The 20,639-nt window shown below is 68.2% G+C and carries 26 protein-coding genes and 1 tRNA gene; 19 read left to right on the top strand and 8 right to left on the bottom strand.

Features of this window, described 5'->3' with window-relative positions:
* Positions 1 to 66: 66 nt before the first annotated feature.
* A complete protein-coding gene (pheA, locus tag FB462_RS14405) occupies positions 67 to 1,023 on the top strand; it encodes a prephenate dehydratase (protein WP_114850513.1) in 957 nt (318 codons plus the stop codon).
* A 33-nt stretch (positions 1,024 to 1,056) separates the two neighbouring features.
* Here the strand turns inward: pheA and FB462_RS14400 are convergent, their stop codons facing one another.
* Positions 1,057 to 2,139, bottom strand: a complete 1,083-nt coding sequence (locus FB462_RS14400; RefSeq protein WP_141862597.1) for a diacylglycerol/lipid kinase family protein — start codon at positions 2,137 to 2,139, stop codon at positions 1,057 to 1,059.
* Positions 2,140 to 2,180: 41 nt separating this feature from the next.
* Positions 2,181 to 2,549, bottom strand: coding sequence for a VOC family protein (locus FB462_RS14395; protein WP_114850511.1), 369 nt, complete (start codon positions 2,547 to 2,549; stop codon positions 2,181 to 2,183).
* 61 nt (positions 2,550 to 2,610) lie between these two features.
* Between FB462_RS14395 and FB462_RS14390 the strand changes: the two genes are divergently transcribed.
* From FB462_RS14390 to FB462_RS14375, 4 genes are all read left to right on the top strand, one after another.
* Positions 2,611 to 3,087 (top strand): MarR family winged helix-turn-helix transcriptional regulator, encoded by a 477-nt coding sequence (locus tag FB462_RS14390; protein ID WP_141862595.1) that lies wholly within the window; start codon positions 2,611 to 2,613, stop codon positions 3,085 to 3,087.
* Positions 3,088 to 3,157: 70 nt separating this feature from the next.
* Entirely contained in the window at positions 3,158 to 4,426 is a 1,269-nt protein-coding gene (gene serS, locus FB462_RS14385) for a serine--tRNA ligase (RefSeq protein WP_141862593.1), read from the top strand.
* Positions 4,423 to 5,328, top strand: a complete 906-nt coding sequence (locus FB462_RS14380) for an HAD family hydrolase (RefSeq protein WP_175326059.1) — start codon at positions 4,423 to 4,425, stop codon at positions 5,326 to 5,328. The genes serS and FB462_RS14380 overlap by 4 nt, the downstream gene beginning before the upstream one ends.
* A gap of 63 nt (positions 5,329 to 5,391) precedes the next feature.
* Positions 5,392 to 5,479 (top strand) — tRNA-Ser (locus FB462_RS14375).
* 36 nt (positions 5,480 to 5,515) lie between these two features.
* On the opposite strand, the gene FB462_RS14370 is transcribed toward FB462_RS14375, so the two are convergent.
* Positions 5,516 to 6,634, bottom strand: coding sequence for a tyrosine-type recombinase/integrase (locus FB462_RS14370; protein ID WP_141862591.1), 1,119 nt, complete (start codon positions 6,632 to 6,634; stop codon positions 5,516 to 5,518).
* The gene (locus tag FB462_RS14365) at positions 6,634 to 7,176 is read right to left on the bottom strand and encodes a helix-turn-helix transcriptional regulator (RefSeq protein WP_141862589.1); all 543 of its coding nucleotides are present in this window, start codon (positions 7,174 to 7,176) and stop codon (positions 6,634 to 6,636) included. The genes FB462_RS14370 and FB462_RS14365 overlap by 1 nt, the downstream gene beginning before the upstream one ends.
* A gap of 122 nt (positions 7,177 to 7,298) precedes the next feature.
* Here FB462_RS14365 and FB462_RS17915 point away from each other — a divergent pair, with 122 nt between their 5' ends.
* From FB462_RS17915 to FB462_RS14325, 8 genes are all read left to right on the top strand, one after another.
* The gene (locus FB462_RS17915) at positions 7,299 to 7,502 is read left to right on the top strand and encodes a helix-turn-helix transcriptional regulator (protein ID WP_141862587.1); all 204 of its coding nucleotides are present in this window, start codon (positions 7,299 to 7,301) and stop codon (positions 7,500 to 7,502) included.
* The gene (locus tag FB462_RS14355; RefSeq protein ID WP_141862585.1) at positions 7,499 to 8,062 is read left to right on the top strand and encodes a helix-turn-helix domain-containing protein; all 564 of its coding nucleotides are present in this window, start codon (positions 7,499 to 7,501) and stop codon (positions 8,060 to 8,062) included. Before FB462_RS17915 ends, FB462_RS14355 begins: the two co-directional genes overlap by 4 nt.
* Entirely contained in the window at positions 8,062 to 8,280 is a 219-nt protein-coding gene (locus FB462_RS14350) for a helix-turn-helix domain-containing protein (protein ID WP_141862583.1), read from the top strand. Before FB462_RS14355 ends, FB462_RS14350 begins: the two co-directional genes overlap by 1 nt.
* Positions 8,281 to 8,314: 34 nt before the next feature.
* Entirely contained in the window at positions 8,315 to 8,944 is a 630-nt protein-coding gene (locus FB462_RS14345) for a hypothetical protein (protein WP_141862581.1), read from the top strand.
* An 11-nt stretch (positions 8,945 to 8,955) separates the two neighbouring features.
* Positions 8,956 to 9,264: a hypothetical protein gene (locus FB462_RS14340; protein WP_141862579.1), complete on the top strand. Its 309-nt coding sequence runs from the start codon at positions 8,956 to 8,958 to the stop codon at positions 9,262 to 9,264.
* Between the two features lie 4 nt (positions 9,265 to 9,268).
* On the top strand, positions 9,269 to 10,060 hold the full coding sequence (locus FB462_RS14335) for a hypothetical protein (RefSeq protein ID WP_141862577.1): 792 nt from the start codon (positions 9,269 to 9,271) through the stop codon (positions 10,058 to 10,060).
* A gap of 217 nt (positions 10,061 to 10,277) precedes the next feature.
* Positions 10,278 to 10,976: a hypothetical protein gene (locus tag FB462_RS14330; protein WP_141862575.1), complete on the top strand. Its 699-nt coding sequence runs from the start codon at positions 10,278 to 10,280 to the stop codon at positions 10,974 to 10,976.
* A gap of 759 nt (positions 10,977 to 11,735) precedes the next feature.
* Positions 11,736 to 12,653 (top strand): SGNH/GDSL hydrolase family protein, encoded by a 918-nt coding sequence (locus FB462_RS14325; protein ID WP_229666949.1) that lies wholly within the window; start codon positions 11,736 to 11,738, stop codon positions 12,651 to 12,653.
* 60 nt (positions 12,654 to 12,713) lie between these two features.
* On the opposite strand, the gene FB462_RS14320 is transcribed toward FB462_RS14325, so the two are convergent.
* On the bottom strand, positions 12,714 to 13,889 hold the full coding sequence (locus FB462_RS14320; RefSeq protein ID WP_141862571.1) for a flotillin family protein: 1,176 nt from the start codon (positions 13,887 to 13,889) through the stop codon (positions 12,714 to 12,716).
* A 338-nt stretch (positions 13,890 to 14,227) separates the two neighbouring features.
* Between FB462_RS14320 and FB462_RS14315 the strand changes: the two genes are divergently transcribed.
* Both FB462_RS14315 and FB462_RS14310 read left to right on the top strand, forming a co-directional pair.
* Positions 14,228 to 14,488: a TM2 domain-containing protein gene (locus FB462_RS14315; RefSeq protein ID WP_141862569.1), complete on the top strand. Its 261-nt coding sequence runs from the start codon at positions 14,228 to 14,230 to the stop codon at positions 14,486 to 14,488.
* A gap of 31 nt (positions 14,489 to 14,519) precedes the next feature.
* Positions 14,520 to 14,723 (top strand): hypothetical protein, encoded by a 204-nt coding sequence (locus FB462_RS14310; RefSeq protein ID WP_141862567.1) that lies wholly within the window; start codon positions 14,520 to 14,522, stop codon positions 14,721 to 14,723.
* Between the two features lie 119 nt (positions 14,724 to 14,842).
* On the opposite strand, the gene FB462_RS14305 is transcribed toward FB462_RS14310, so the two are convergent.
* Entirely contained in the window at positions 14,843 to 15,112 is a 270-nt protein-coding gene (locus tag FB462_RS14305) for a hypothetical protein (RefSeq protein WP_141862565.1), read from the bottom strand.
* Between the two features lie 517 nt (positions 15,113 to 15,629).
* Between FB462_RS14305 and FB462_RS14300 the strand changes: the two genes are divergently transcribed.
* The gene (locus tag FB462_RS14300) at positions 15,630 to 16,178 is read left to right on the top strand and encodes a GNAT family N-acetyltransferase (protein ID WP_141862563.1); all 549 of its coding nucleotides are present in this window, start codon (positions 15,630 to 15,632) and stop codon (positions 16,176 to 16,178) included.
* A gap of 58 nt (positions 16,179 to 16,236) precedes the next feature.
* On the opposite strand, the gene FB462_RS14295 is transcribed toward FB462_RS14300, so the two are convergent.
* The gene (locus FB462_RS14295; RefSeq protein WP_167510126.1) at positions 16,237 to 17,055 is read right to left on the bottom strand and encodes a helix-turn-helix transcriptional regulator; all 819 of its coding nucleotides are present in this window, start codon (positions 17,053 to 17,055) and stop codon (positions 16,237 to 16,239) included.
* A gap of 116 nt (positions 17,056 to 17,171) precedes the next feature.
* On the opposite strand from FB462_RS14295, the gene hxlB reads away from it, so the two are divergent.
* Both hxlB and hxlA read left to right on the top strand, forming a co-directional pair.
* On the top strand, positions 17,172 to 17,780 hold the full coding sequence (gene hxlB / locus FB462_RS14290) for a 6-phospho-3-hexuloisomerase (RefSeq protein WP_114850506.1): 609 nt from the start codon (positions 17,172 to 17,174) through the stop codon (positions 17,778 to 17,780).
* Between the two features lie 56 nt (positions 17,781 to 17,836).
* Positions 17,837 to 18,475: a 3-hexulose-6-phosphate synthase gene (hxlA, locus tag FB462_RS14285; RefSeq protein WP_114850599.1), complete on the top strand. Its 639-nt coding sequence runs from the start codon at positions 17,837 to 17,839 to the stop codon at positions 18,473 to 18,475.
* 58 nt (positions 18,476 to 18,533) lie between these two features.
* On the opposite strand, the gene FB462_RS14280 is transcribed toward hxlA, so the two are convergent.
* Positions 18,534 to 19,946, bottom strand: coding sequence for a PepSY-associated TM helix domain-containing protein (locus FB462_RS14280; RefSeq protein WP_141862559.1), 1,413 nt, complete (start codon positions 19,944 to 19,946; stop codon positions 18,534 to 18,536).
* A gap of 183 nt (positions 19,947 to 20,129) precedes the next feature.
* Here FB462_RS14280 and FB462_RS14275 point away from each other — a divergent pair, with 183 nt between their 5' ends.
* Positions 20,130 to 20,600, top strand: a complete 471-nt coding sequence (locus tag FB462_RS14275; RefSeq protein ID WP_141862557.1) for a BLUF domain-containing protein — start codon at positions 20,130 to 20,132, stop codon at positions 20,598 to 20,600.
* Positions 20,601 to 20,639: the final 39 nt, after the last annotated feature.

Raw genomic sequence — 20,639 nt, 5'->3', positions numbered from 1 at the left:
GCGTCGGCGGGCCGGGCGCGGTCCGCGTCGGTGTGACGGGACTGGTACACCAGTAGGCTCGGAGGCATGACCGAGCGCGCCGAGCCGACCGACACCTACTCGTACCTCGGTCCCGCCGGCACCTTCACCGAGGCGGCCCTGAGGCTCGTCGACGCCGCGGCCGGCAAGCCCTGGCGCAGCGTGAACAACGTCGGCGAGGCGCTCGACGACGTCGTCACCGGCCGGTCCGTCGGCGCCGTGATCGCGATCGAGAACAGCGTCGACGGCGGGGTCAGCGCCACGCAGGACGCCCTCGCCCGGATCCCCGGCGTCCGCATCGTCGGCGAGTACCTGGTGCCGGTCGACTTCGTGCTCGTCGCCCGGCACGGCACGGCCCTCGCGGACGTCCGCACCGTGAACGCGCACCCGGTCGCCTACGCCCAGACCCACCGCTGGCTCGAGACGAACCTGCGCGGACACGGGCACATCCCGGCGTCCTCGAACGTCGCCGCAGCGACTGCCCTGCTCGACGAGCACCCCGTCGCGGACGCCGCGGTCGCCCCGCCCGGGATCACCGACCACCACGACCTGGCCGTGCTCGCGTCGTCGATCGGGGACAACGCGTCGGCGGTCACCCGGTTCGTGCTCGTGTCACGCACGCTGGCGATCCCGCCGCGGACCGGGGCGGACAAGACGAGCGTCATCGTGGAGCTGCCGGCGGACCACCCCGGTGCGCTCGTCGACATGCTCGAGCAGTTCGCGACGCGGGGCATCAACATGGGGCTGCTGTCCTCGCGGCCGATCGGTGACGAGCTCGGGCGCTACCGGTTCGTCATCGACCTGGACGGCCACGTGCACGACGAGCGGGTGGCGGACGCGCTGCTCGGCCTGCGGCGGTTCAGCCCGCGCGTGACGTTCCTCGGGTCGTACCCGCGGGCGGACGGGTTCCGGCCGGAGGTGTCGGCGCGCTACTCCGACGAGGCGTTCGTCGAGGCGCGGGACTGGCTGCGCGCGATCGTCTCCGGCGAGCCCGACGCGGACTGAACCGGGCGGCGCGGGGCCGCCGCCCGGCCCACGTCAGCTGTGCGCGTCCTCGACCCGCCGGGTGTTGCGCGTCTGGTCCTGCGGCCCGGCGACCCGGACCCGCAGCCCGCCGGCGTCGATCCTCGCCCGGAACGCGACGACCTCGCCCACCGGGTCGCCGTCGATCTCGAACTCGTCCGGCCGCTCGAGGCGTGCCACGAACTCCTCACCGCGCAGGTAGCGCAGCGGGCGCTCCTCGCGGGCCGCGGTCGCGATGCGCTTGCCGACCTGGGTCTGCCCGATCTTCGAGCGCTGGAACGAGCGCAGGATCGCGTTCTCCCAGAACACCCGGGCGCCGATCCGGACCCAGCCGAAGAAGCCGCGGGGACGCATGACCACGATGTCGAAGACGCCGTCGTCGATCTCGGCGTCCGGCAGCAGCGTCGCGCCGGCCTGCAGCATGCCGCAGTTGCCGACGATCAGCGAGTGGGCGCGCACCGACTGGTTGCTCTCGCCGTCCAGCCGGTACCGGAACTCGAACGCGTCGGCGTCCCGCACCGAGCGGAAGAGCGAGTCGACGTAGGCGAGCCAGCCGACCTTCTTCTTGAGCTCGGGCTTGGTGTTCACGAGCATGCGGGCGTCCAGGCCGAGGCCGGCCATCACGACGAACCCGAACTCCTCGCGGCTGCCGTCGGGGCGTTCGACCTGGACCTCGCCGATGTCGATCGGGCGGTCCTCGCCGCGGAATATCGTCCGGACGCTCGCGCCCAGGTCGTCGATCGGCGAGGGGATGTTGCGCGCGAGGAGGTTGCCCGTCCCGCTCGGGAGCAGGGCGAGTGCAGCCGCCGAGCCGTGCACGACCTCGGCGACGGCGCGGACGGTGCCGTCCCCGCCGGCCGCGGCGACGACGTCGGCCCCGGCCTCGAGCGCGGCCTTCGTCATGCCGCCGCCCGGGTCCTCCTCCGTGGTCTCGAACCACAGGGTCTCAGCCCAGCCGGCCTCCTGCTGGTGCTTCGCGACGGTGCTCTTCAGGGTCTCCAGGTGCACCTTGACCGGGTTGTAGACGACGGCGGCCGTCTTCTGTTCGGTCGGGAGGGCGTCCTGGTCCGCGGGCGCGGTCTCCGATGGGGTCGACATGCCCCCGACGTTACCGACCGCGCCCTGCGAGCGGACGGGCGTCAGCGTCCGTCGTGGAGCGTCACGTGGTAGCCGTCCGGGTCGGCGAACGTGAAGGTCCGACCGAAGGGGCCGTCGAACGGTGCGGTGACGATCTCGTGGCCGTCGGCGACGAGCGCGTCGTGGGTCGCCTGGACGTCGGTCGCGTGGAACCACAGCGCCACCCCGAGGCCCGGCTGCGGGGCGGCGTCCAGGTCGGTGCCGGGGACCACGTCGCGCAGTGCGAACGCGATCGGCTCGGTCTGGAACACGACGGCGTGCGGCGGGCCGGCGGGGGATCGGACGAGCCCGAGGTACCGCTCGTAGAACGCCTGTGCGGCGTCGAGGTCGCGGACCTGCAGCGAGGTGAAGTCGATCCCGGTGGCGGTCATGGTGTGCTCCTTCGTTGTGTGTCAGTTGTCTGACACGATGAATCTATGTCAGACTCCTGACATGCGTCAAGACGATCGACACGACGAGCGCATCGACCTCGACTCCTCCGTCGGGTACGTCCTCAAGGAGGCCGCGAGCGCCCTCCGAGCCGCGATGGAGGACGCCCTCCGTCCCTTCGGCATGACGATCACGCACTACTCGTGCCTCGAACTGCTCGCGCAGCGCCCCGGGATGTCGAACTCCGAGCTCGCGCGCGGCACCTTCGTCACCCGCCAGTCGATGAACACGCTCCTGCAGCAGCTCGAGCGGGACGGCGTCGTCGCGCGGGCCGCGACGCCGACCGCGGGCAAGGTGTTGCCGACGCGCCTCACGGCGGCGGGCTGGCGGCAGCGCGAGCGCGCGAGCGCCGCCGTCCGCGAGGTCGAGCTCCGCATGACCCGGGACCTCGACGAGGCGGGCCGCGCAGCGGCCTTCCGCCTGCTCCGTGGGATGGTCGCCGCCCTGCGCGACGACCCGTCGACGGACGCGACCGGATGACGGGCCGGAGGCCCGTGGCAGCGCTGCCACGGGCCTCCGGTCCGTCACCGGGTCCCCCTAGGATGAACCGGTGATCGATCTCCAGCTGCTGCGCGACCACCCGGACGTCATCAAGGCTTCGCAGGAGGCGCGCGGCGCCTCCGTGTCCGTCGTCGACGACGCGGTGGCGGCGGACGCGGCGCGCCGCGCGGCGATCACGGCGTTCGAGGCGCTCCGCGCCGAGCAGAACGCCTTCGGCAAGACCGTCGCGAAGGCCCCGAAGGACGAGAAGGCCGCCCTCGTACAGCAGGCGCAGGCGCTCGCCGCGAAGGTCAAGGAGGCGCAGGCCGAGGTCACCGCGGCCGAGGAGTCGTTCGACCGCGTCGTCCGGTCCATTCCGAACGTCGTGCTGCCGGACGCGCCCAAGGGCGGCGAGGACGACTTCGTCACGCTCCGCACGGTCGGCACGAAGCCGACGTTCTCGTTCGAGCCGAAGGACCACGCCGACCTCGGCGAGCACCTCGGCATCATCGACATCCCGCGCGGCGTCAAGGTCTCGGGCTCGCGCTTCTACTTCCTCCGCGGCCTCGGCGCCCGGCTCGAGATCGCGCTCATGAACCTCGGGCTCGACCGCGCGGTCCAGCACGGGTTCGAGCCGCTCATCACCCCGACGCTCGTGCGCCCGGAGACCATGGCGGGCACCGGGTTCCTCGGCGAGCACGCGGCCGAGGTCTACCGGCTCGAGGCCGACGACCTGTACCTGACCGGCACGAGCGAGGTCGCCCTCGCCGGGTTCCACGCCGACGAGATCCTGTCGTTCCCGGAGTCGGGCGAGGGCATCCGGTACGCCGGCTGGTCGACGTGCTACCGGCGCGAGGCCGGGTCGGCAGGCAAGGACAACCGCGGCATCCTCCGCGTGCACCAGTTCAACAAGCTCGAGATGTTCTCGTACGCCCTGCCCGAGCACGCCGAGGCGGAGCACCAGCGCCTGGTCGCGATGCAGGAGTCGATGATGCAGGACCTCGGACTGCACTACCGCGTCATCGACGTCGCCGGCGGCGACCTCGGCACGAGTGCTGCGCGGAAGTACGACATCGAGGCGTGGGTCCCGACGCAGGGCACCTTCCGCGAGCTGACCTCGACCTCGAACTGCACCACGTTCCAGGCCCGTCGCCTGGACACCCGGTACCGCACCGAGAGCGGCAAGACCGCGCCGGTCGCCACGCTCAACGGCACCCTCGCCACCACCCGGTGGATCGTCGCGATCCTCGAGACGCACCAACAAGAGGACGGTTCGGTCGTCGTGCCCGAGGTGCTCCGGCCGTACCTGGGCGGCGTCGAGGTGATCGCACCCCGATGAGCACCGCGGGGCGGTTCGTGGACGGGTCGGCGCAGGGTGGCGGCACCGCCGGCGCAGCTGGCGCTGCCGGGGGCGGCGCCGGCGCTGCTGGTGCTCCGGCTCGGACGAAGCGGTGGCTCGTGGCGCTCGACGTCGACGGCACGACGATGCGCGAGGACGGGGTCATCACCGACGCCGTCGTGGCCGCCGTGCGCGACGCCGAGGCCGCCGGGCACGAGGTCATGCTGTCCACCGGTCGCAGCGAGGGCATGACGGTGCCGCTGCTCGAGACGCTCGGCATCCGCCCGAAGTACCTCGTCTGCGCGAACGGGGCGCTGATCCTGGGGCGCCGCGAGGACGGCGGGTACGACCGCGTGCACGTCGAGCGCTTCGACCCGTCCGAGGTGTTGCAGACCATCCACGGCGCACTCGAGAACGCGGCGTTCGGCGTGGAGGACGAGACCGGCCACTTCCTGCTGTCCGGCAACTTCCCCGACGACACCATGACGGTCTCCGGCGAGCACGTCCCCTTCGAGCGGCTGCTCGGGGTCGAGGCCACGCGCGTGGTCGTCATCTCGCCCGGGCACGACACCGAGGACTTCCTGCAGGTCGTCGAGCGGATGGGCCTGCACAAGGTCTCCTACTCGGTCGGCTGGACGTCGTGGCTCGACATCGCACCAGAGGGCGTGACGAAGGCCACCGCGATGGAGCGTGTGCGCGAGTGGCTCGACATCCCGCGCTCCCGGGTCATGGCGGCCGGTGACGGGCGGAACGACATCGACATGCTCCGGTGGGCCTCGACCTCCGGGCGTGGTGTCGTCATGGGGCAGGCACCGTCCGACGTCGTCGACGCGGGCAACGAGCTGACCGGCGGGGTCACCGACGACGGTCTGGCCGCGGCGCTCGACACGCTCCCGCGCTGACGGTCGGCGGGGCCGCTAGACTCCTCGGGACGCGATCACGTCTCGCCACGTGGTCGCGTCGCTGGAGGGTTGTCCGAGCGGCCGATGGAGCCTGTCTTGAAAACAGGTGGGCAGTGATGTCTCGTGGGTTCGAATCCCACACCCTCCGCCACTGCCGAGGTCCGCTGACCCGCGAAAGCAAGCGGATCTAGCGGGACTCGTCCTTGTTTCGGGCGGCCTCTGCCCACATCTTGCCCACAACTGTCCGCGCGAGCCCGTCATCGAGCCTGCCCGCAACGACGTCGAGGTCGTCTTCGAACAGGTCCGCGTACACGTCGAGTGTCATCGCTGCCGAGGCGTGACCGAGCATCCGTTGCACCGCCTTCACGTTCGCGCCGGCACTCACCGCCAGGCTCGCAGCGGTGTGCCGAAGCCCGTGCGGGGTCGTCGACGGTATCCCTGCCTTCTTCACGGCCGCGGGGAACCAGCCGTGGTCGTTGTGCCAGCGTCGCTCGTGCGTGCCGTGCTTCGTCGCGAAGACGAGAGCGTCGCCATCCTTCCCCTGGCAGCGCTCGCGCAGCGCAGGTGCCAAGAGTGCGGGGAATGGTACGGAGCGCCGCTTGTGGGTCTTCGGCGTCCCGACCGTGATGACGTTCGCTACCTCGACCGCGTTCACCGTGACGTTGAGCCGTCGTCGGGTGAAGTCGACGTCCTTGACTCGGAGGCCGACTGCCTCTCCCCAGCGCAGACCCGTGTACGCGAGCACGAGGACGAGCGTCGACCGGTCGCCGGCCGCGAGCGCGAGGTCAGACACCTGCTCGTGCGTGAGATACACGTGCTCCTTGCGCTTCTTCCGCGGCAGGTTCACGTCACGCGCAGGGTTTGTCAGGATGCGGCGGTCCTTTACCGCGGTGTCCAGGATGCTCGCTAGGACTCCATAGTTGCGGATCACGGTCGTCGCACTCGCCGAACTCATCGAGGTCACCCACGTCTGCACAGCGCTGTGCTTCACGTCGGACACTCGCGTCTCACCCCATACGGGCTCGACGTGCAGACGCCATGCGATCTCCAGCGGACGGAACGAAGACGGCTTCAGGTGCGTTTGATTCGCGAGCCACGAGGGGCCAAGCGCACCGATAGTCTCGCGTGCGTCTTCCGGGCGGACGAACTCACCTCGAGCCTTCGACACCTCGACCGATGCGAGGAACAGCTCGGCGTCGCGCTTCGTCCTGAAGCCGCGCTTGTCTGTTTGCTTCCGGTCCGGAGTTCGGTAGCGCACCCTGTAGCGCTTGCCGCCGTTCGTTGTATAGGTCTCAATCGAACCCATCAGTCAAACGGCCCGTACTCGGTCACGTCCACTCCCAGGTCCAGAAGATCTTGACGACTGGCGGCCAGCTCTCGCTCGTTCTCCGCGTCACGCTCGCTATCCGTAGCCTTCGCGCGATCGAGGCGAGTCCGCCGCAGCTCGCTCTGGTAGCGGGACAACGCCTTCAGTGTCGCGAGCACGAGTGCCCGCCCCGGACTTGCCGGCTTCTGCTTCTCGAGCATGGCTGGGCGTTCGAGAAACCAGTCGATTAGTCGCGCCGCCGTTGTGGAGTGATAGGCGTTCTTGCCTCGGACGATCTGCACATGTCGGAATGGCTCATGTAGGGGCAGGGCGAGTGCGACCGGCGGGATGTCCAGTACCCACGCGATAGCGAGCATCTGATCGACGGTGATGTCGGTCTTGCGGCCGGACTCGATGTTGGCGATGACGGACCTCGACAGCTCCCCTCCCAAGTTGTCGCTGAGGTCTTGAGCGCTCATCCCGGCCATCTTCCGGTAGCGAGCAAGGCGGTCTCCGAGGCCTGAGCTGGGTCGAGCGGTCATGGCAACACACTAACGAGGTTTCCGACACGCTCACGACCCCCAATGGTGGACTTGTGCCAGTGACCACGGTACTGTGTAGCCAGCACACAACAACGTGGCTAGCAGCACAGAAAGGCTGACAAGTGGAATCACTGTTGACCCCGAAGCAGGTTGGCGAGATCGCGGGAGTGACTGAGCCTGCTCTCGCGCAGATGCGGTACCGCGGCACAGGCCCGGTGTACCGCCAGCTGAGCGCCCGGACCATTCGCTACCGAGAGGCGGATGTGCAGGCATGGATTGATGCGTCCGCACGCACTCAGACCGGCGATCTGCAGGAGGCGTCGTGAGCGCGACCGGCACATCACTGAAGACGTTGCGCGAGAGCTTCGGGCTCTCCCGCATGGACGTCGCGGCGCAGTTCGACCTGTCGGGCCGATGGGTCGAGATGCTCGAGAGCGGACGCATCAACCCCAACCCGGCGTTCGTCGCCAAGTACACGCGCGCCATCGTGCACGCGTTCAAGAAGAAGGCCCACGGCGAGCGGCAACTCGACGCGGGCAGTGACCGGAATCCCTACCAGGAGGAACAGATCGTGAAGAACGGTACTGCAACAACTCTAGTGCCCGCCACTGTCGCTGTTGCTTGCAGCAGGGTCGGCTGCATGAACTACGGCGGAACCCACGAGACGGATCCGAACGAGGAACCGTTCCACAGCGCGTTCGCGTGGTGGGAGAACATGCACTGCCAGGTGAACGTCGACCTCGAAGCCGGCCGCTGGTCCGTCAGCGGGGTCTTGTCTGACGACGACCGACCGTTGGCTCCTGAGCTCGTCACTGCCTGGATGGCCAACTACAACAGCGCCGTCTGCCTCGCGGCCGAGCTCAACGCGGGGGAGGCGAGCTGCTGATGGGCTCCTGGAACGTGCGCAGCAAGCACACCACCGCACGTGACCGGCTCTCGATCGAGCAGCGCGAACGTGACGTCCGTGCCGGCGTCTGGCGGGGGCAGTCCGACAACGAGATCGCCCGGAACCTCGGAGTCTGCAGCATGACCGTCCTACGCATCCGGAGGCGGCTCAACCTGCCGAACGTCTACGGCCGACGCCCGGTGCAGGACGCAGCCTGAGCCAGATCCAGCGCAGACGGAAGGAGGGGAGCGCATGACTGATGCCCGGTTCCCCGAGCGCTACCTCAGTGATCGACGCGTTCTGCGACTCACCGCGGACGAGTTCCGCGGATGGGCGTTCGCAACCATCTGGTCCGTGTCCAACCGCACTGACGGGGTGATCCTCAGCGACGAGCTGTTGCTCGTCCCGTTCATGTCCGCGAGCACTGCGCAGAAGCTCGAGGCGTCCGGCCTCTGGGCAGCAGACGGCAACGGGTGGGTGATCGCTGATTTCCCCCAGACGCAGACCAGCCGGCACGAGCTCGAAGTGCTGGACAACGCGCGTCGGCGTGAACGGGAGAAGAAGGCGCGACAGCGAGCTGCCAAGACAGGCGCTCCCGTCTCCTTCTCTGATGTCCCGGGGGACGGTCCCGGGGGAAGTTCCCGGGGGATGTCCCGGGGACATGTCCCGGAGGACAACACAGGAAGGACAGGCAGGGAAGAAGAGAAGTGGTTCGTCGACAACGAAACCGGTGAGATCACTGACCCTGCACCCTCCGTCCCTGCTGCCTGGGGTGCTCGGACGTGCCGTGTCTGTGGGACTGAGATCCCTGCGGACTCCCCGGTGCCGTGGTGCCCGAAGCAAGACGACGAACACAACAACTACCGCGCCCAAGCGGCGTGAAGGAGAAGCACATGAGTAGTGCACAGAACGAAGCGGAGCAGATCCTGCGTGACCTGCTGAAGAACGAGTCGGACGAGCAGCAGCAGCTGGTCCGGCGGATGACGAAGGGGCTGAACAGCAATGAGCTCGCGGACTTGCTGCAGATGGGCCTCGTGAGTGGCCGCATCGAGGTGGGGGAGCCGGCTCCGGCGTTCCTCGGCGATGACGGCACCGCGGCCCCAGTCGAGAAGAGCACCGCTGGTGGGTCGATGGCCCTCAACGATGATGCGGCGCTGATTCGCGCTGCTGGCGGCACCAACAACAACGAGAACTGGAAGTGACCACATGGCGATGACTGACGAGGACTTCCTCGACAACGTTGACAGGATCATCGACGCTGGCGGCACCGTCACCGACGAGTACACACGCCTCAAGGGCCGCCTCAGCGCGTTCCACAGCCTCGAGAACGCGTCTCTGGCACTGCTCAAGCAGGCGGTCGCTTCCGACGTGCCCATGGACCGTGTGGCGGAGCTGCGATCCCTGTCCTACGCGGAGCTGGCGACCCCGCCTGAGCAGGCGGTCGTCCGGAACGCCGTGCGGGGTGAGCTGATTCGGCTTCTGCGGGTGGAGTACGCGCAGACCGCGGAGGGGAACTACGAGGGGGTGGGCCTTCGCTTCAACGACACCGCCTCCCGGTACACGGATGCCCACCACACAGTGCCCGCTTCCACCGACCCGGCAACTCTGGTCAGCGCTACCGCCAAGGTGCGGAACGCGTGGACTGAGGGGCAGGCGCTTGCTGTGGAGCTCACCGCGTTGGCTGACCTGCTCGTGGTGGCTGCATCGCTCACGGGCCGGCAGGTGGGCTCCAAGGGTGCTCGTGTGGGCCTCACCGTGCTGGGTGCTGGCCTGCACCGACGTGAGCTGTGGGATGCGTACGACGCAGGCTGGTCCGCTGTCCTCGACCTTGGTGCTGAGCTCCATGCTCCTGACCTCGAGCAGTTCGAAGCGCTTGCAGAACCTCGAGCAATCGAAACACGTTACGTGCAAGGTGACATGGGCATGCGGGCCGTCGAGTGGGACCCCGAAGACGAGCACACCGCTGAAGAGGAAGCGCAGCACTTCACGCTGACGTAGCGGACGCAAGGGTGTGAGGCGGCACCAGCAGCACCTGTTGGTGCCGCCTCACACCTGACACCCGCACGACACAGAGGGGGCCGTACACCCCCACCCCGGGGTCCACGGCGGCCCCAACAGGTAAGCGCCGCTATACCTCCCCCGTTTTTTTCCAAACGCACAGTCCGCAACGATCCACTCTCTGCGGCTGATTTCGACTCTGAGTACAGGAGTAACAATGAAGGTTCACGTGGGGCCAAACTCCGAGCCCGTCGATCTGAGTCGGCCTGCAGGCCGCGACATCCACCCAACGCTTTGGGGCCTCAAATTTGGCGACCTCTACCGCGCCGATGTGCCGGCTCTCGGTTGGCGCGTGGAAGCGATCGCTTACAACGAGACCAGGGTGTTCGGCATTAGTGATTACGACGGGGTGAACTCTTCGGGCTCACCGTTCGAGGACGGGGTGGGGGTCGCTCCGATGGCCCGCTGCTTCCACCGTGAGCACTCGATGACCCCGTCGGTGTTTCATGATCGGGAAAATGCACCCTATCCAACCTGTTTCTGCGGGTACCGGATCGTGCACGATCTCGCCGACATTGCGTCCTTTCTGGAGGAGTATCGAGACGCGTTCCTAGCGCGACTGCTGGTGCCAGCTGGGTACCAGGCAACGCTCTGCATTGCGGCGGTTGTCGGGAAGGGACTCGCCAGCCAGGGAACTTGGGATGATCCCGATGGAACAGTTCGGTGCCAGTGGACTGCGCTCGATACTGACCTGTTCCTCGACCAGAGCGACGCACATGTTGCTTCTCTGCTTGCGGGTAGTTTCCACGACGTGCATCTCGTCGAGCACCTGACGGACGTCCATGAGGAGAGTCGCTGCAAGGGTCGATTTCGCCTCGCCTGCAATGAACTAAGCGCCGATCAGAAGGAGACATAGGAGAAATCCTGCGGTAGAATCACCTTGTCGATTCCAGTCGGTCGACAGCGAAACGCCCTCTTTGCCCATGGAGAGGGCGTTTTCGTGCATTATGCGGTAGAATTGCGGTAAGCATTTGCGACTAGTCCGAGCCCTAGTTGCATCAAACGGAAGGGCAATCATGGGCATTGCAGGCGCAGTCGGGAACAACTCCCCGACTGGATCGACCGAACTCCTTTTCATCGACGGCGGAGACGCTTTTACTGAGCACACCGACGTGCTCGACGGCGGCAATGCTGCAGTGGGTGAACGCTGATGGCGACGCAGCGAATCGCGGTCCGCCGAGACACCCTCGAGAACTTCGTCGCTGCTGGCGTCGTACCGCAAAACGGGGAGCCGGTCGGGGTGATCGGTCCCGACGGCAAGGCGACTGCCTACAAGATCGGTAACGGTGTCGACGCTGTAGACAAGCTGCCAGCGCTCAGTCAGGGGGAAGTCGGACCTCAGGGGGTCCCAGGCGCGAAGGGGGACCCGGGCGGTGCTTTCACCTACGCGTCCCCAGGTGTCTACAGCGCAGCGGGTGCCGTCGGCATCCCCGCCCTGACTGGCAACAGCCTCGAGTACCTGCAGCAGCAGCGCGCCCGAGCTCTGCAGTCCTGGTGGTTCGCACTTGCGAACCGCGATTACGCTCCCGCGGTCGTCCGTTTCGGCCCCGGTGACAGCATCACCGAGGGGCAAGGCGCGACGACTCGCGATCGGCGCTGGGTGCAGCGGGCACAGATGCTGCTTCGTCGTCACTTCCCGACCACCGCGCTCGGGAGCGGCGGAGGTGTCGGTTGGATCGACCCGTGGCAGATGGCGAACTCGTTCGGTCAGCCGGCCACGGTCGCCGGGAACCTTCCTGCGAACCCGGGCGGCGGTACCAGCTACACGGACACTGGATTCGGCCTGAGCCGCCGCACGTACATCCTGAAGGCGTCGACCGACACGTGGACGATCACCGTCAAGGGCACGAGCGTCGACATCCACGGCGTGCAGGTCAACGGGGCCACCGCGACCGTCACCGTCGACGGCGGGACACCGCAGACGATCTCGTTCGGCGGAAGCGGGGTGTCCGACGGGAAGGTCATTCGAGTCACCCTCGGGGCGTCCGGCAGTCACACGATCACCCTTGCTGGGGCGTCCGGGAGCTTTTACTTCTCGGGCATCTATGTCAACGACGGCGACGAGAACCAGGGCGTGCACACGTACGGCAACGGCTACTACGGGCAGTCGACCACGTTTTTCGCCAACCTGGACGCTCCGAAGCCGATCGCTGCGATCCAGCCGAGCTTGTTCGTCATCGCGCTCTCGATCAACGACTACGCGGCGAACGCGTCAGCGTCCACGGCGAAGCAGAACCTGCAGAAGATTATCGCCGCGTGCAAGGCGAACGTCACCACGCCGCCGTCGATCGTGCTCATGCCGTACTGGCTCCGCACCGGTACCTTCACCGGCGACGCCTGGTCAGCGTTCGTCGCCGCTCAGTACGAGATCGCAGCGGCCGACCCATCGGTGTGCGTCCTCGATCTGAACGCGCGCATGCCGGCCGCCAACGGGGCCGCGGCGAATCCGTACTACACGGACGGCATCCACCCCACGGACATGTCGCACGCGTTCATCGCTGACCAGCTCGTTCGCTTCCTCAGCCCCATGTGACGACACGCGGACGACCAGACCCCCTCGGGTTCCTTCGGGAGCTCGAGGGGGGTCTGCGCACTACTTGACCACGTTCTGCAGTGTCTTCAGTAGGGCTGTGATCGAAGTTATTGCCTCTGGCGTAATTGTTCCGTCTGATTCTGGTCGTCTTTCCTCATGATCGGGGATTCTCGAGAAAATGCGTTGCCCCATGATCATGCGCAGTTCGGACCGTTCAGCTTCCGGCATATCGTCGGTGAATGGCGGAAGTGCTAGTAGGTCCAGAGCGCGGTAAGTGGCGTCAACGGAATTGCGGTGTCGGAGGGTCGCCTGCTTGAAAGCGAAGGCTGTGAATCCGAAAATCGGAATCGAAAGTGCGGCTCGAGTGATTGTTACTGAGATATCAAGACCCGAGATATCTTGAAAGTGCCAAATCAGGTAGCCTACGCCCGCCAGGGCGGTAGTCGCACCTAATATATTCCAAAGTCGGTACGCATTCAGTTCAGACTTCGCGTACGTGCCGTAACCGCCAGAGACCGAACCGTCCGAAACAAAAGCGAGCAGCTTCTTAGCTGTCGCCTCGTCGGCGGTCAATTTGTCGATAATCGCCTTCGCGTCGGCCAGAAGTTGTTTACCCTGGCTTTCTGCGTCGGCCTTGATGGACACTCGCTGCGCCTCTGCAAGTATCTGCACCTCCTCCATGGCTGAGGCACGTTCGGAATCGGAGGCTGCTTTCTGCTCACGGAGAGCATCTTGGAGAGCTTCGGTAGCGGCTTGCGCCTCTGCAACGACTTGTTGCGATCTCGCCTCCACCGTGCTGGAAGTATCCTGCAGGACCCGCAAGGCTTCCCGTGCGCTTTCGACATCGCCCAGTAGGGCATCAAGAGATGCTGAAGCAACAGTGCGTTCGGCCTCGTCAGCGTCGACGTTGACGCGATCACGTTCCGCTTTTGGCAGCGCTGGCCATCGATTAACTTCCTCGAGGATTTCGTCTACATATCGATCGAGCTGCGAGACTGTCGAGTTTGTCATAGCCCCGCTTTGGTCCCAGCCCTCAATGAGGTTGGACAACTGGGAGGCGTGACTTTGTAGGCGTGTCAGAGAGTTGATGCGGTCGCGCGGCAAAAGCCTCAAATTTGACGATCGGTAACGCCGCGCATACTGAACCGCCGCGATCGCTCGACTGACAGTCTCTCGATCGGTGCTGGACCGGGGCGCGGCCGCTGACAGCAGCTCTGAGAGTTGCTCCAGGTCCAACCACGCAGCGTGGTTCCGAGCTTCCTTGAGTTCGTCTTGGGTAGTCATGGGTTCGACGCAGATTACGGGCCCCGAACAGTTTGCGCTGTCCCTCCTACAGGGGGCTTTCGCGTACGGCGTCTCGCCACACCCACGCGCACTCGGCTCCCTGCCCGAACCCCCACTCGACGAGCACGTCCCGTTCCGTGTAGGCGATGACGCGGCCCTCGAGCTCGCGTGTGCCGTCGGTGCGAGCGTCGGCACCAGCCCCCGCTTGGGGGCGTCGATATCTCGGGGGCGGTCGCTGTACGTTCCCAGAGGTGGGAATCGCTCACTGATGATCGACCAGGAGACCCGACATGACCAGCACTGCTCCGGCACCCCAGCCCACCTATACGAACGCCCGCCCTCAGAAGCACATCGGCACCGCCTACAAGTGGCTGATTTTCTTCGGCGGTTTCGGGGCTCACCGCTACTACATGGGCAAGATCGGCACCGGCATCCTCTACACGTGCACTGGTGGTCTCGTGGGTATCGGTGTCCTCGTCGACATCTTCACGCTCGATAGTCAGGTCGTTGACGTGAACGAGAAGAACTCCGTCGCGCCGACGCTTCGCTGACCCAACTCACACCTAACCGGAGGAAGGCCCCATGGCAGACCTGTTCTACAACGGCCAGCAGATCCAGAGCACCGCAAGTCAGGACGAGCTTGCGACCGCTATCGGGAAAGCGCTTACGCTGACTCAGCAGCTCGGGCGACCGGTGTTTGCTGACGTTCCGGTGCCAGCTGGAGTGCAGAAGATTCTGGTCGGACACAGCACTTCGATCGTTTTGCGGGCCGACGCCCCGGCCTAATCCGGACTAGTACGGGTGAGACTGTCCTGTCGACGGTGCAGGGCAGCGACCCCCGGGTGGCCCTGCACGGCAGTCCCAAAGGTTAAGTGCCCTCATCCCTCCCCGCCGAAAAAAAGAGGTCAGCCGGCGGGCCGCTCGTCAGGGAGGGCGGTGAACCAACGTTCGGCCTCGGTCCTGCTGATCAGCGGCTTCCGTCCCAGGTACCTCGGTCGCAGCTTGCCCGTGGCGATGTCGTCTCGCAGGTAGGAGACGCTGACCTCGTACGCCTCTGACATGCTCTGTACTGAGAAGGCCCGCTTGCCGTCGAGCTCGGGTTCGGCTTCTGGCTTCGCTCTGGTGAGCTCTTCACGGATGATCCGACGGATGATGCTCTCAATGTCCCCTGTCATGACGTCACGGTACGGCCGTCTGTCGAAGACATGCGCGCGCTCTGCGACATCCACCAACTGTCGCCGCCCAGCGCCTAGCGTCCAGACATGAATGGTGCACCTGACGACAGCGAAGCCCTCGACGTGGCCAGACTCGCAGCATGGCTTCGCATCAGCGAATGGAAGGCGCGCGATCTCGGCAACGACCCGCAGTTTCCGTCGATCCGAGTTGGTCGTCAGCACCGCTTCTGGCCATCCGAAGTTCGTGCGTACCTATCGCAGCCGCGCGACCCGTGGAAGCAGTCCCCGCAGTCGCTTGGACGGAAGCGCAAGCGAGACGGTGACGGCCCGTCGCAGCTGCGTAGGATGCGGAAGCGTTAGGTGTTCGCCGTGCCCACATTTTGCCCACACTCCGTCGCGATTGAGACTCAAAGTTGTTAGCCAGTGACGCCCCAGATGGCGGTAACTCCGGACTTCCTGGGCCAAAGCCCGCCAACAGCGGGTTGTGGGGAGCGTTCGAATCCCACACCCTCCGCGCATGAGCACCGGGACCCGCCTCCGACCGGTCGAGCTGGCCGACGCCGCCGAGCTCGCCGCGATCGTGAGCGCGAGCGCCGACCACCTGCGGCCGTTCGAGCCGACGCGGCCGGAGCACTACTACACCGAGGCCGGTCAGCGCGCGACGATCGGCGGGCTGCTCGCGGCGGCCCGGACCGGCGGTTCGGTGCCCTTCGTGATCGTGGGGGACGACGACGAGTTGCTCGGCCGGATCACTCTGAGCGGCGTGACCCGCGGTGCCCTGCAGTCGTGCGCACTCGGGTACTGGGTGCGTGCGGACCGGGTGCGCCAGGGGCACGCGACGCGGGCGATCGGGCTCGCGGTGGCGCACGCGTTCGGTGCGCTCGGGCTGCACCGGGTGCAGGCCGAGACCCTGCCGGAGAACACCGCGTCGCAGCGGGCGCTCGAGCGGAACGGGTTCACCCGGTACGGGCTCGCGCCGCAGTACATCCGCATCGCGGGCGAGTGGCGCGACCACGTCATGTTCCAGGTGCTGGCGCCGGGCGACGCCGCGGACCTCACGCGCTGAGCGACACCTCACGCGCTCGCGCTCCCGTGAGGTGTCGCTCAGCGCGAGAGGTCGTCCGTCAGGGCCGCGCGCCGAGGGCGGCGAGCTCCGCGCGGGTCCTGGCGCCGTGCTTCCGGAGCAGGTTCGCCACGTGGTACTTCACCGTGTTCGGGCTGATGCCGAGGCCGTCGGCGATCTCGCGGTTGCCCACGCCGGTGACGACGAGCCGGAGCACGTCGCGCTCCCGCGAGGTCAGGTCGGCGTCCGCGGGCAGGTCGACCGTGCCCGGCGCCGGGTCGAGGGGGAGCGTGATGTCGAGCGTCGAACCCCACCCGGGCGTCGAGTCGACCTGCAGGGTCCCGTCGAGGGCGACGACCCGCTCGGCGATCGGCCGGACGGCGTCGTCGTGGGCGTCGAGCGTGCCGGCGCCGTCGTCGCGGAGCTGCACGAGCAGGTTCCGGCCGTCGCAGTCCCACTGGATCCGCACCCGCCGGGCGACGCCGTCGTCGACGAGCGCGAGCACCGCCGTCCGGACGATCGCGCGGGCACCGTGCGCGACGGCTCCGGGGAGCGCGCGTCCGGTGGCGGGCGGTTCGACGAACTGCACGTCCAGGTCGCCGAACCGGACGAGCGGGCGCAGGTCGGCCCGCAGCCGGGAGAACGCCCCCGTGACGGGCTCGAGCAACGTGCTGCGCTGCCGGTCCGTCACCGTCCGGAGCTCGACGAGCGCGGCCGAGGCGATCTCGACGGCCTCGGCGCGGGCCGCGGTGTCGGACGACCGGGGGGAGCGGAGCACCGCGAGGACGGACTCGAGCGTCAGGGCGTGCCGGTCGGCCTGCTCGGCGACCGTGCGGGCGTGCTCCGACGCGGCTGATCGACTTGCAGGGGTGTCCGTCACGGCGACTGAACCTACCCGCCCCACCCTGCCGGTCGCTGCACGCCCACCCGATCGGATGGGATGACCGCCCGGCCGGGCAGCGGCGCTCCCACCGACGCCGGAGCAGCATCGTCGTCATGCACAACAGCAGCACGCCCGACGGCGGCAGCACCGCCGACGGCAGCAGCACCGCCGACGCCCTCGGACTCGTCGCCGACGAGCTCCGCGCCCTCGTCGACACCGTCCGCGCCGCCGACCAGGCCCCGTTCGAGCGCGCGCTGACCCTGCTCACCGACGCCGACCGCGTCTTCGTGCACGGTGCCGGCCGCTCGGGACTCGCGCTCCGGATGACCGCGATGCGACTCATGCACCTCGGACTGCGCGTGCACGTCGTCGGCGAGGCCACGACCCCGGCGATCGGACGCGGCGACGTGCTCCTCGTCGCGAGCGGCTCCGGCACGACCGGCGGCATCGTGCAGGCCGCACGGACCGCGGCCGACGTCGGCGCCCGGGTGCTCGCGGTGAGCACGACCGACGACTCGCCGCTCGCGGCGGTCGCCGAGGCCACGCTCGTGCTCCCCGCCGCGACGAAGACCGACCGCTCCGGCACCGCGTCGGCACAGTACGCCGGGAGTCTCTTCGAGCAGGGTGTCGCCCTCCTCGGGGACGCCCTGTTCCACGCGCTCTGGCAGCGCAGCGGCCGCTCCGCCGACGAGCTGTGGCCCCGCCACGCGAACCTCGAGTGACGCCGCGCATGACCGGCACCGCGACCCCCACGAACCACCACCGGAAGGACACCACCATGCAGCTCCAGTTCGCCATGGACACCCTGACCACCGAGGACGCCCTCGACCTCGCCGGCAAGGCCGCGCCGTACGTCGACGTCATCGAGCTCGGCACGCCCCTGATCAAGAGCGCGGGCCTGTCGGCGATCACCGCGATCAAGCAGGCGCACCCCGACAAGACCGTGTTCGCGGACCTCAAGACGATGGACGCCGGTGAGCTCGAGGCGGGCATCGCGTTCGACGCCGGCGCCGACCTCGTCACCGTGCTCGGCGTCGCGGGCGACAGCACCATCGCCGGCGCCGTCAAGGCAGCCGAGGCGCACGGCAAGGGCGTCGTCGTCGACCTGATCGGCGTCGAGGACAAGGCCGCCCGCGCGAAGGAGGTCGTCGCGCTCGGCGCCACGTTCGTCGAGATGCACGCCGGCCTCGACGAGCAGGCCGAGGAGGGCTTCACGTTCGAGACGCTCCTGCACGACGGTGAGGCCTCCGGTGTGCCGTTCTCGGTCGCCGGTGGCATCACGACCGACACGATCGGCGCCGTCCAGGCGTCCGGCGCCCGCATCGCGGTCGCCGGCAGCGCGATCTACAGCGCCGACGACGTGGCCGCGGCCGCGAAGGCGCTCCGCGACGCGATCACGGAGCAGTCGGCCGCCTGATCGGCACCGCCTGACGGACGGGAGGATCGTGGCGGGGTCGCCACGATCCTCCCGTCCGTCACCGGGTCGCCCCGGGACGCGACCGGAACGCGGTGACCAGCGCGTCGACCAGCAGGAACCCGAGCAGGGTGACCCCGACGACGGGCAGCAGCAGCGCGAGCCCGATCGCGACGGCGACGACGGCGATCGCACCCCACCACGGTGCGCGTGCGAGCGCGCCGTCGGCGGGCGCGCGGCCGACGCGCGTGCCGGGCGTCCGTCGCTGCCACCACATCACGTACCCGAGGACGACCATCGCGGCGATGCCGAGCGCCGCCGCGAGCAGCACGAGCTGGTTCGGCAGCCCGAACAGCGCGCCCATGTGGGTGTTGATGCCGAGCTTCGCGGCCTTCGCCATGAGCGGGTAGTCGTCCCAGGTGACCTGCGACACCGCGGTCATCGACGTCGGGTCGACCGCGACGGCGTTCATCGCGACCGGCCAGCTGAGCTTGATCTCCTCGACGGTCCACGCCTGGTCGGTCGTCGCCGCGGGCCGGATGCGGACCTCGGCGGCGTGCACGTCGGCCGACCGGGCGACGGCCAGGACCTCGTCGAACTGCTCGGGTGTGACGGTCGCGGGGGAGCCCACCGGTGCCGCGGCGGACCCGTGGTGCCCGGCGTGCTCGCCGGCCGTCATGCCCATCGCCGCCGCGCCGCCCAGCGCGGTGTCCACGGTCGGCGCCTGCCAGCTGAGCGCCGAACGGAGCGCGGTCACGTTGTCGCCCGCGAAGTGCGACCACGTGATGCCCGTCGCCGACAGGAAGAGCGCGCCGAGGAGCACCCACGCGCCGGTCGCCGCGTGCCACGAGAAGGTGCGGCGGTACCCACGCAGGCGGGTGTCCGGGACGACGAGCTCGCGCTTCCGTCGGGCCGTGCGGAGCCGGAACGCCCAGAGCCCGATGCCGGCGAGCGACACGATCCCGAGCCACGACGCGGCGGTCTCGCTGTACAGCCGACCGACGTCGCCGAGGAACAGGCTGCGGTGCACCGTGCTGATCCACGTCCGGAACGGCAGGGAGCCGGAGGTGCCGTACACGGGCAGGTCGCCCCGGACGGATGCGTCGCCCGGGTCGACGAACACGGCGCGGGTCTGCGACTCGAGCAGTCCCGCCTCGGTGAACATCACGCGGGTGGTGTCGCCGGGCGCGGGCGCCGGACGGACCTCGACGACGGTGTCGTCGGGGTGGTTGGCGGCGACGTACCGCTGCGCGGCGGCGACCTGGTCGGCGAGGGGGCGTGCCGCGGCGGTGGACGGCGCGGTGAGCTCGTGCCGGTACACGACCTGCTCGATCGACGGGGCGACGGCGTAGACCGCTCCGGACAGCGCGGCGACCAGGACGAACGGGCCGACGAACAGGCCAGCGAGGAAGTGCAGGCGGAGGAGGAGCTGGGCGAACCAGCCACGGGAGGGCGGCGGAGCGGTGCTGGGCATCGGGGCGCGGGTCCTGTCGGGCGGAGCGTCCGGCACCGTGCCGGACGACCCGAGAACTCTACAACATGTAGAACGACGGCGCGGCCGGACGTGGGCGGCGTGTCCGTCCGCACACCGCACTCCGATGCGGTGTGCGGACGACCGCGTTGACCGACCGCAGGAGCACGACACAGACTGGCGCCGATGACCACCCTCACCTCGCTCGTGTACATGTCCGTCGCCGTCGACGACCTCACCGACGACCAGCTCGTCGCCATGCTCCGGGAGGCCCGCCTGCGCAACGAGGCGCTCGGGGTCTCCGGCCTGCTGCTCGCGAAGGGCGGCCGGTTCATGCAGGTCCTCGAGGGCCCCGCGTGGAGTGTCGAGGACCGCTTCGCCGCGATCGAGCGAGACCCGCGGCACCACGACGTGAAGTCCCTGTCCCGCGAGACGATCGACGCCCGTCGCTTCGACGGCTGGTCGATGGCGTTCGGCAACCCGAGCGACGTCGAGGTCCGCGACGAGCCGGGGTTCAACACCTTCCTCACCGAGCGCAGCGGACTGCCGACCGGTCTGGCCGGCACGCCGGCCGACTGGCTGCTCCGCTGGTTCCGCGGGCGGGACCTGCAGGACGTCCCGGAGGAGCGCATCACCCTGGCGCGGCACGCGGCGTAGCCGAGGGGCGCACCACCGCGACGACACCCGGACGGGAGG

The organism is Curtobacterium citreum (assembly GCF_006715175.1).
GTDB classification, from domain to species: domain Bacteria; phylum Actinomycetota; class Actinomycetes; order Actinomycetales; family Microbacteriaceae; genus Curtobacterium; species Curtobacterium citreum.
Note: the sequence above shows the minus strand (reverse complement) of the source record. Positions and strands in the feature narration are given on the sequence as shown.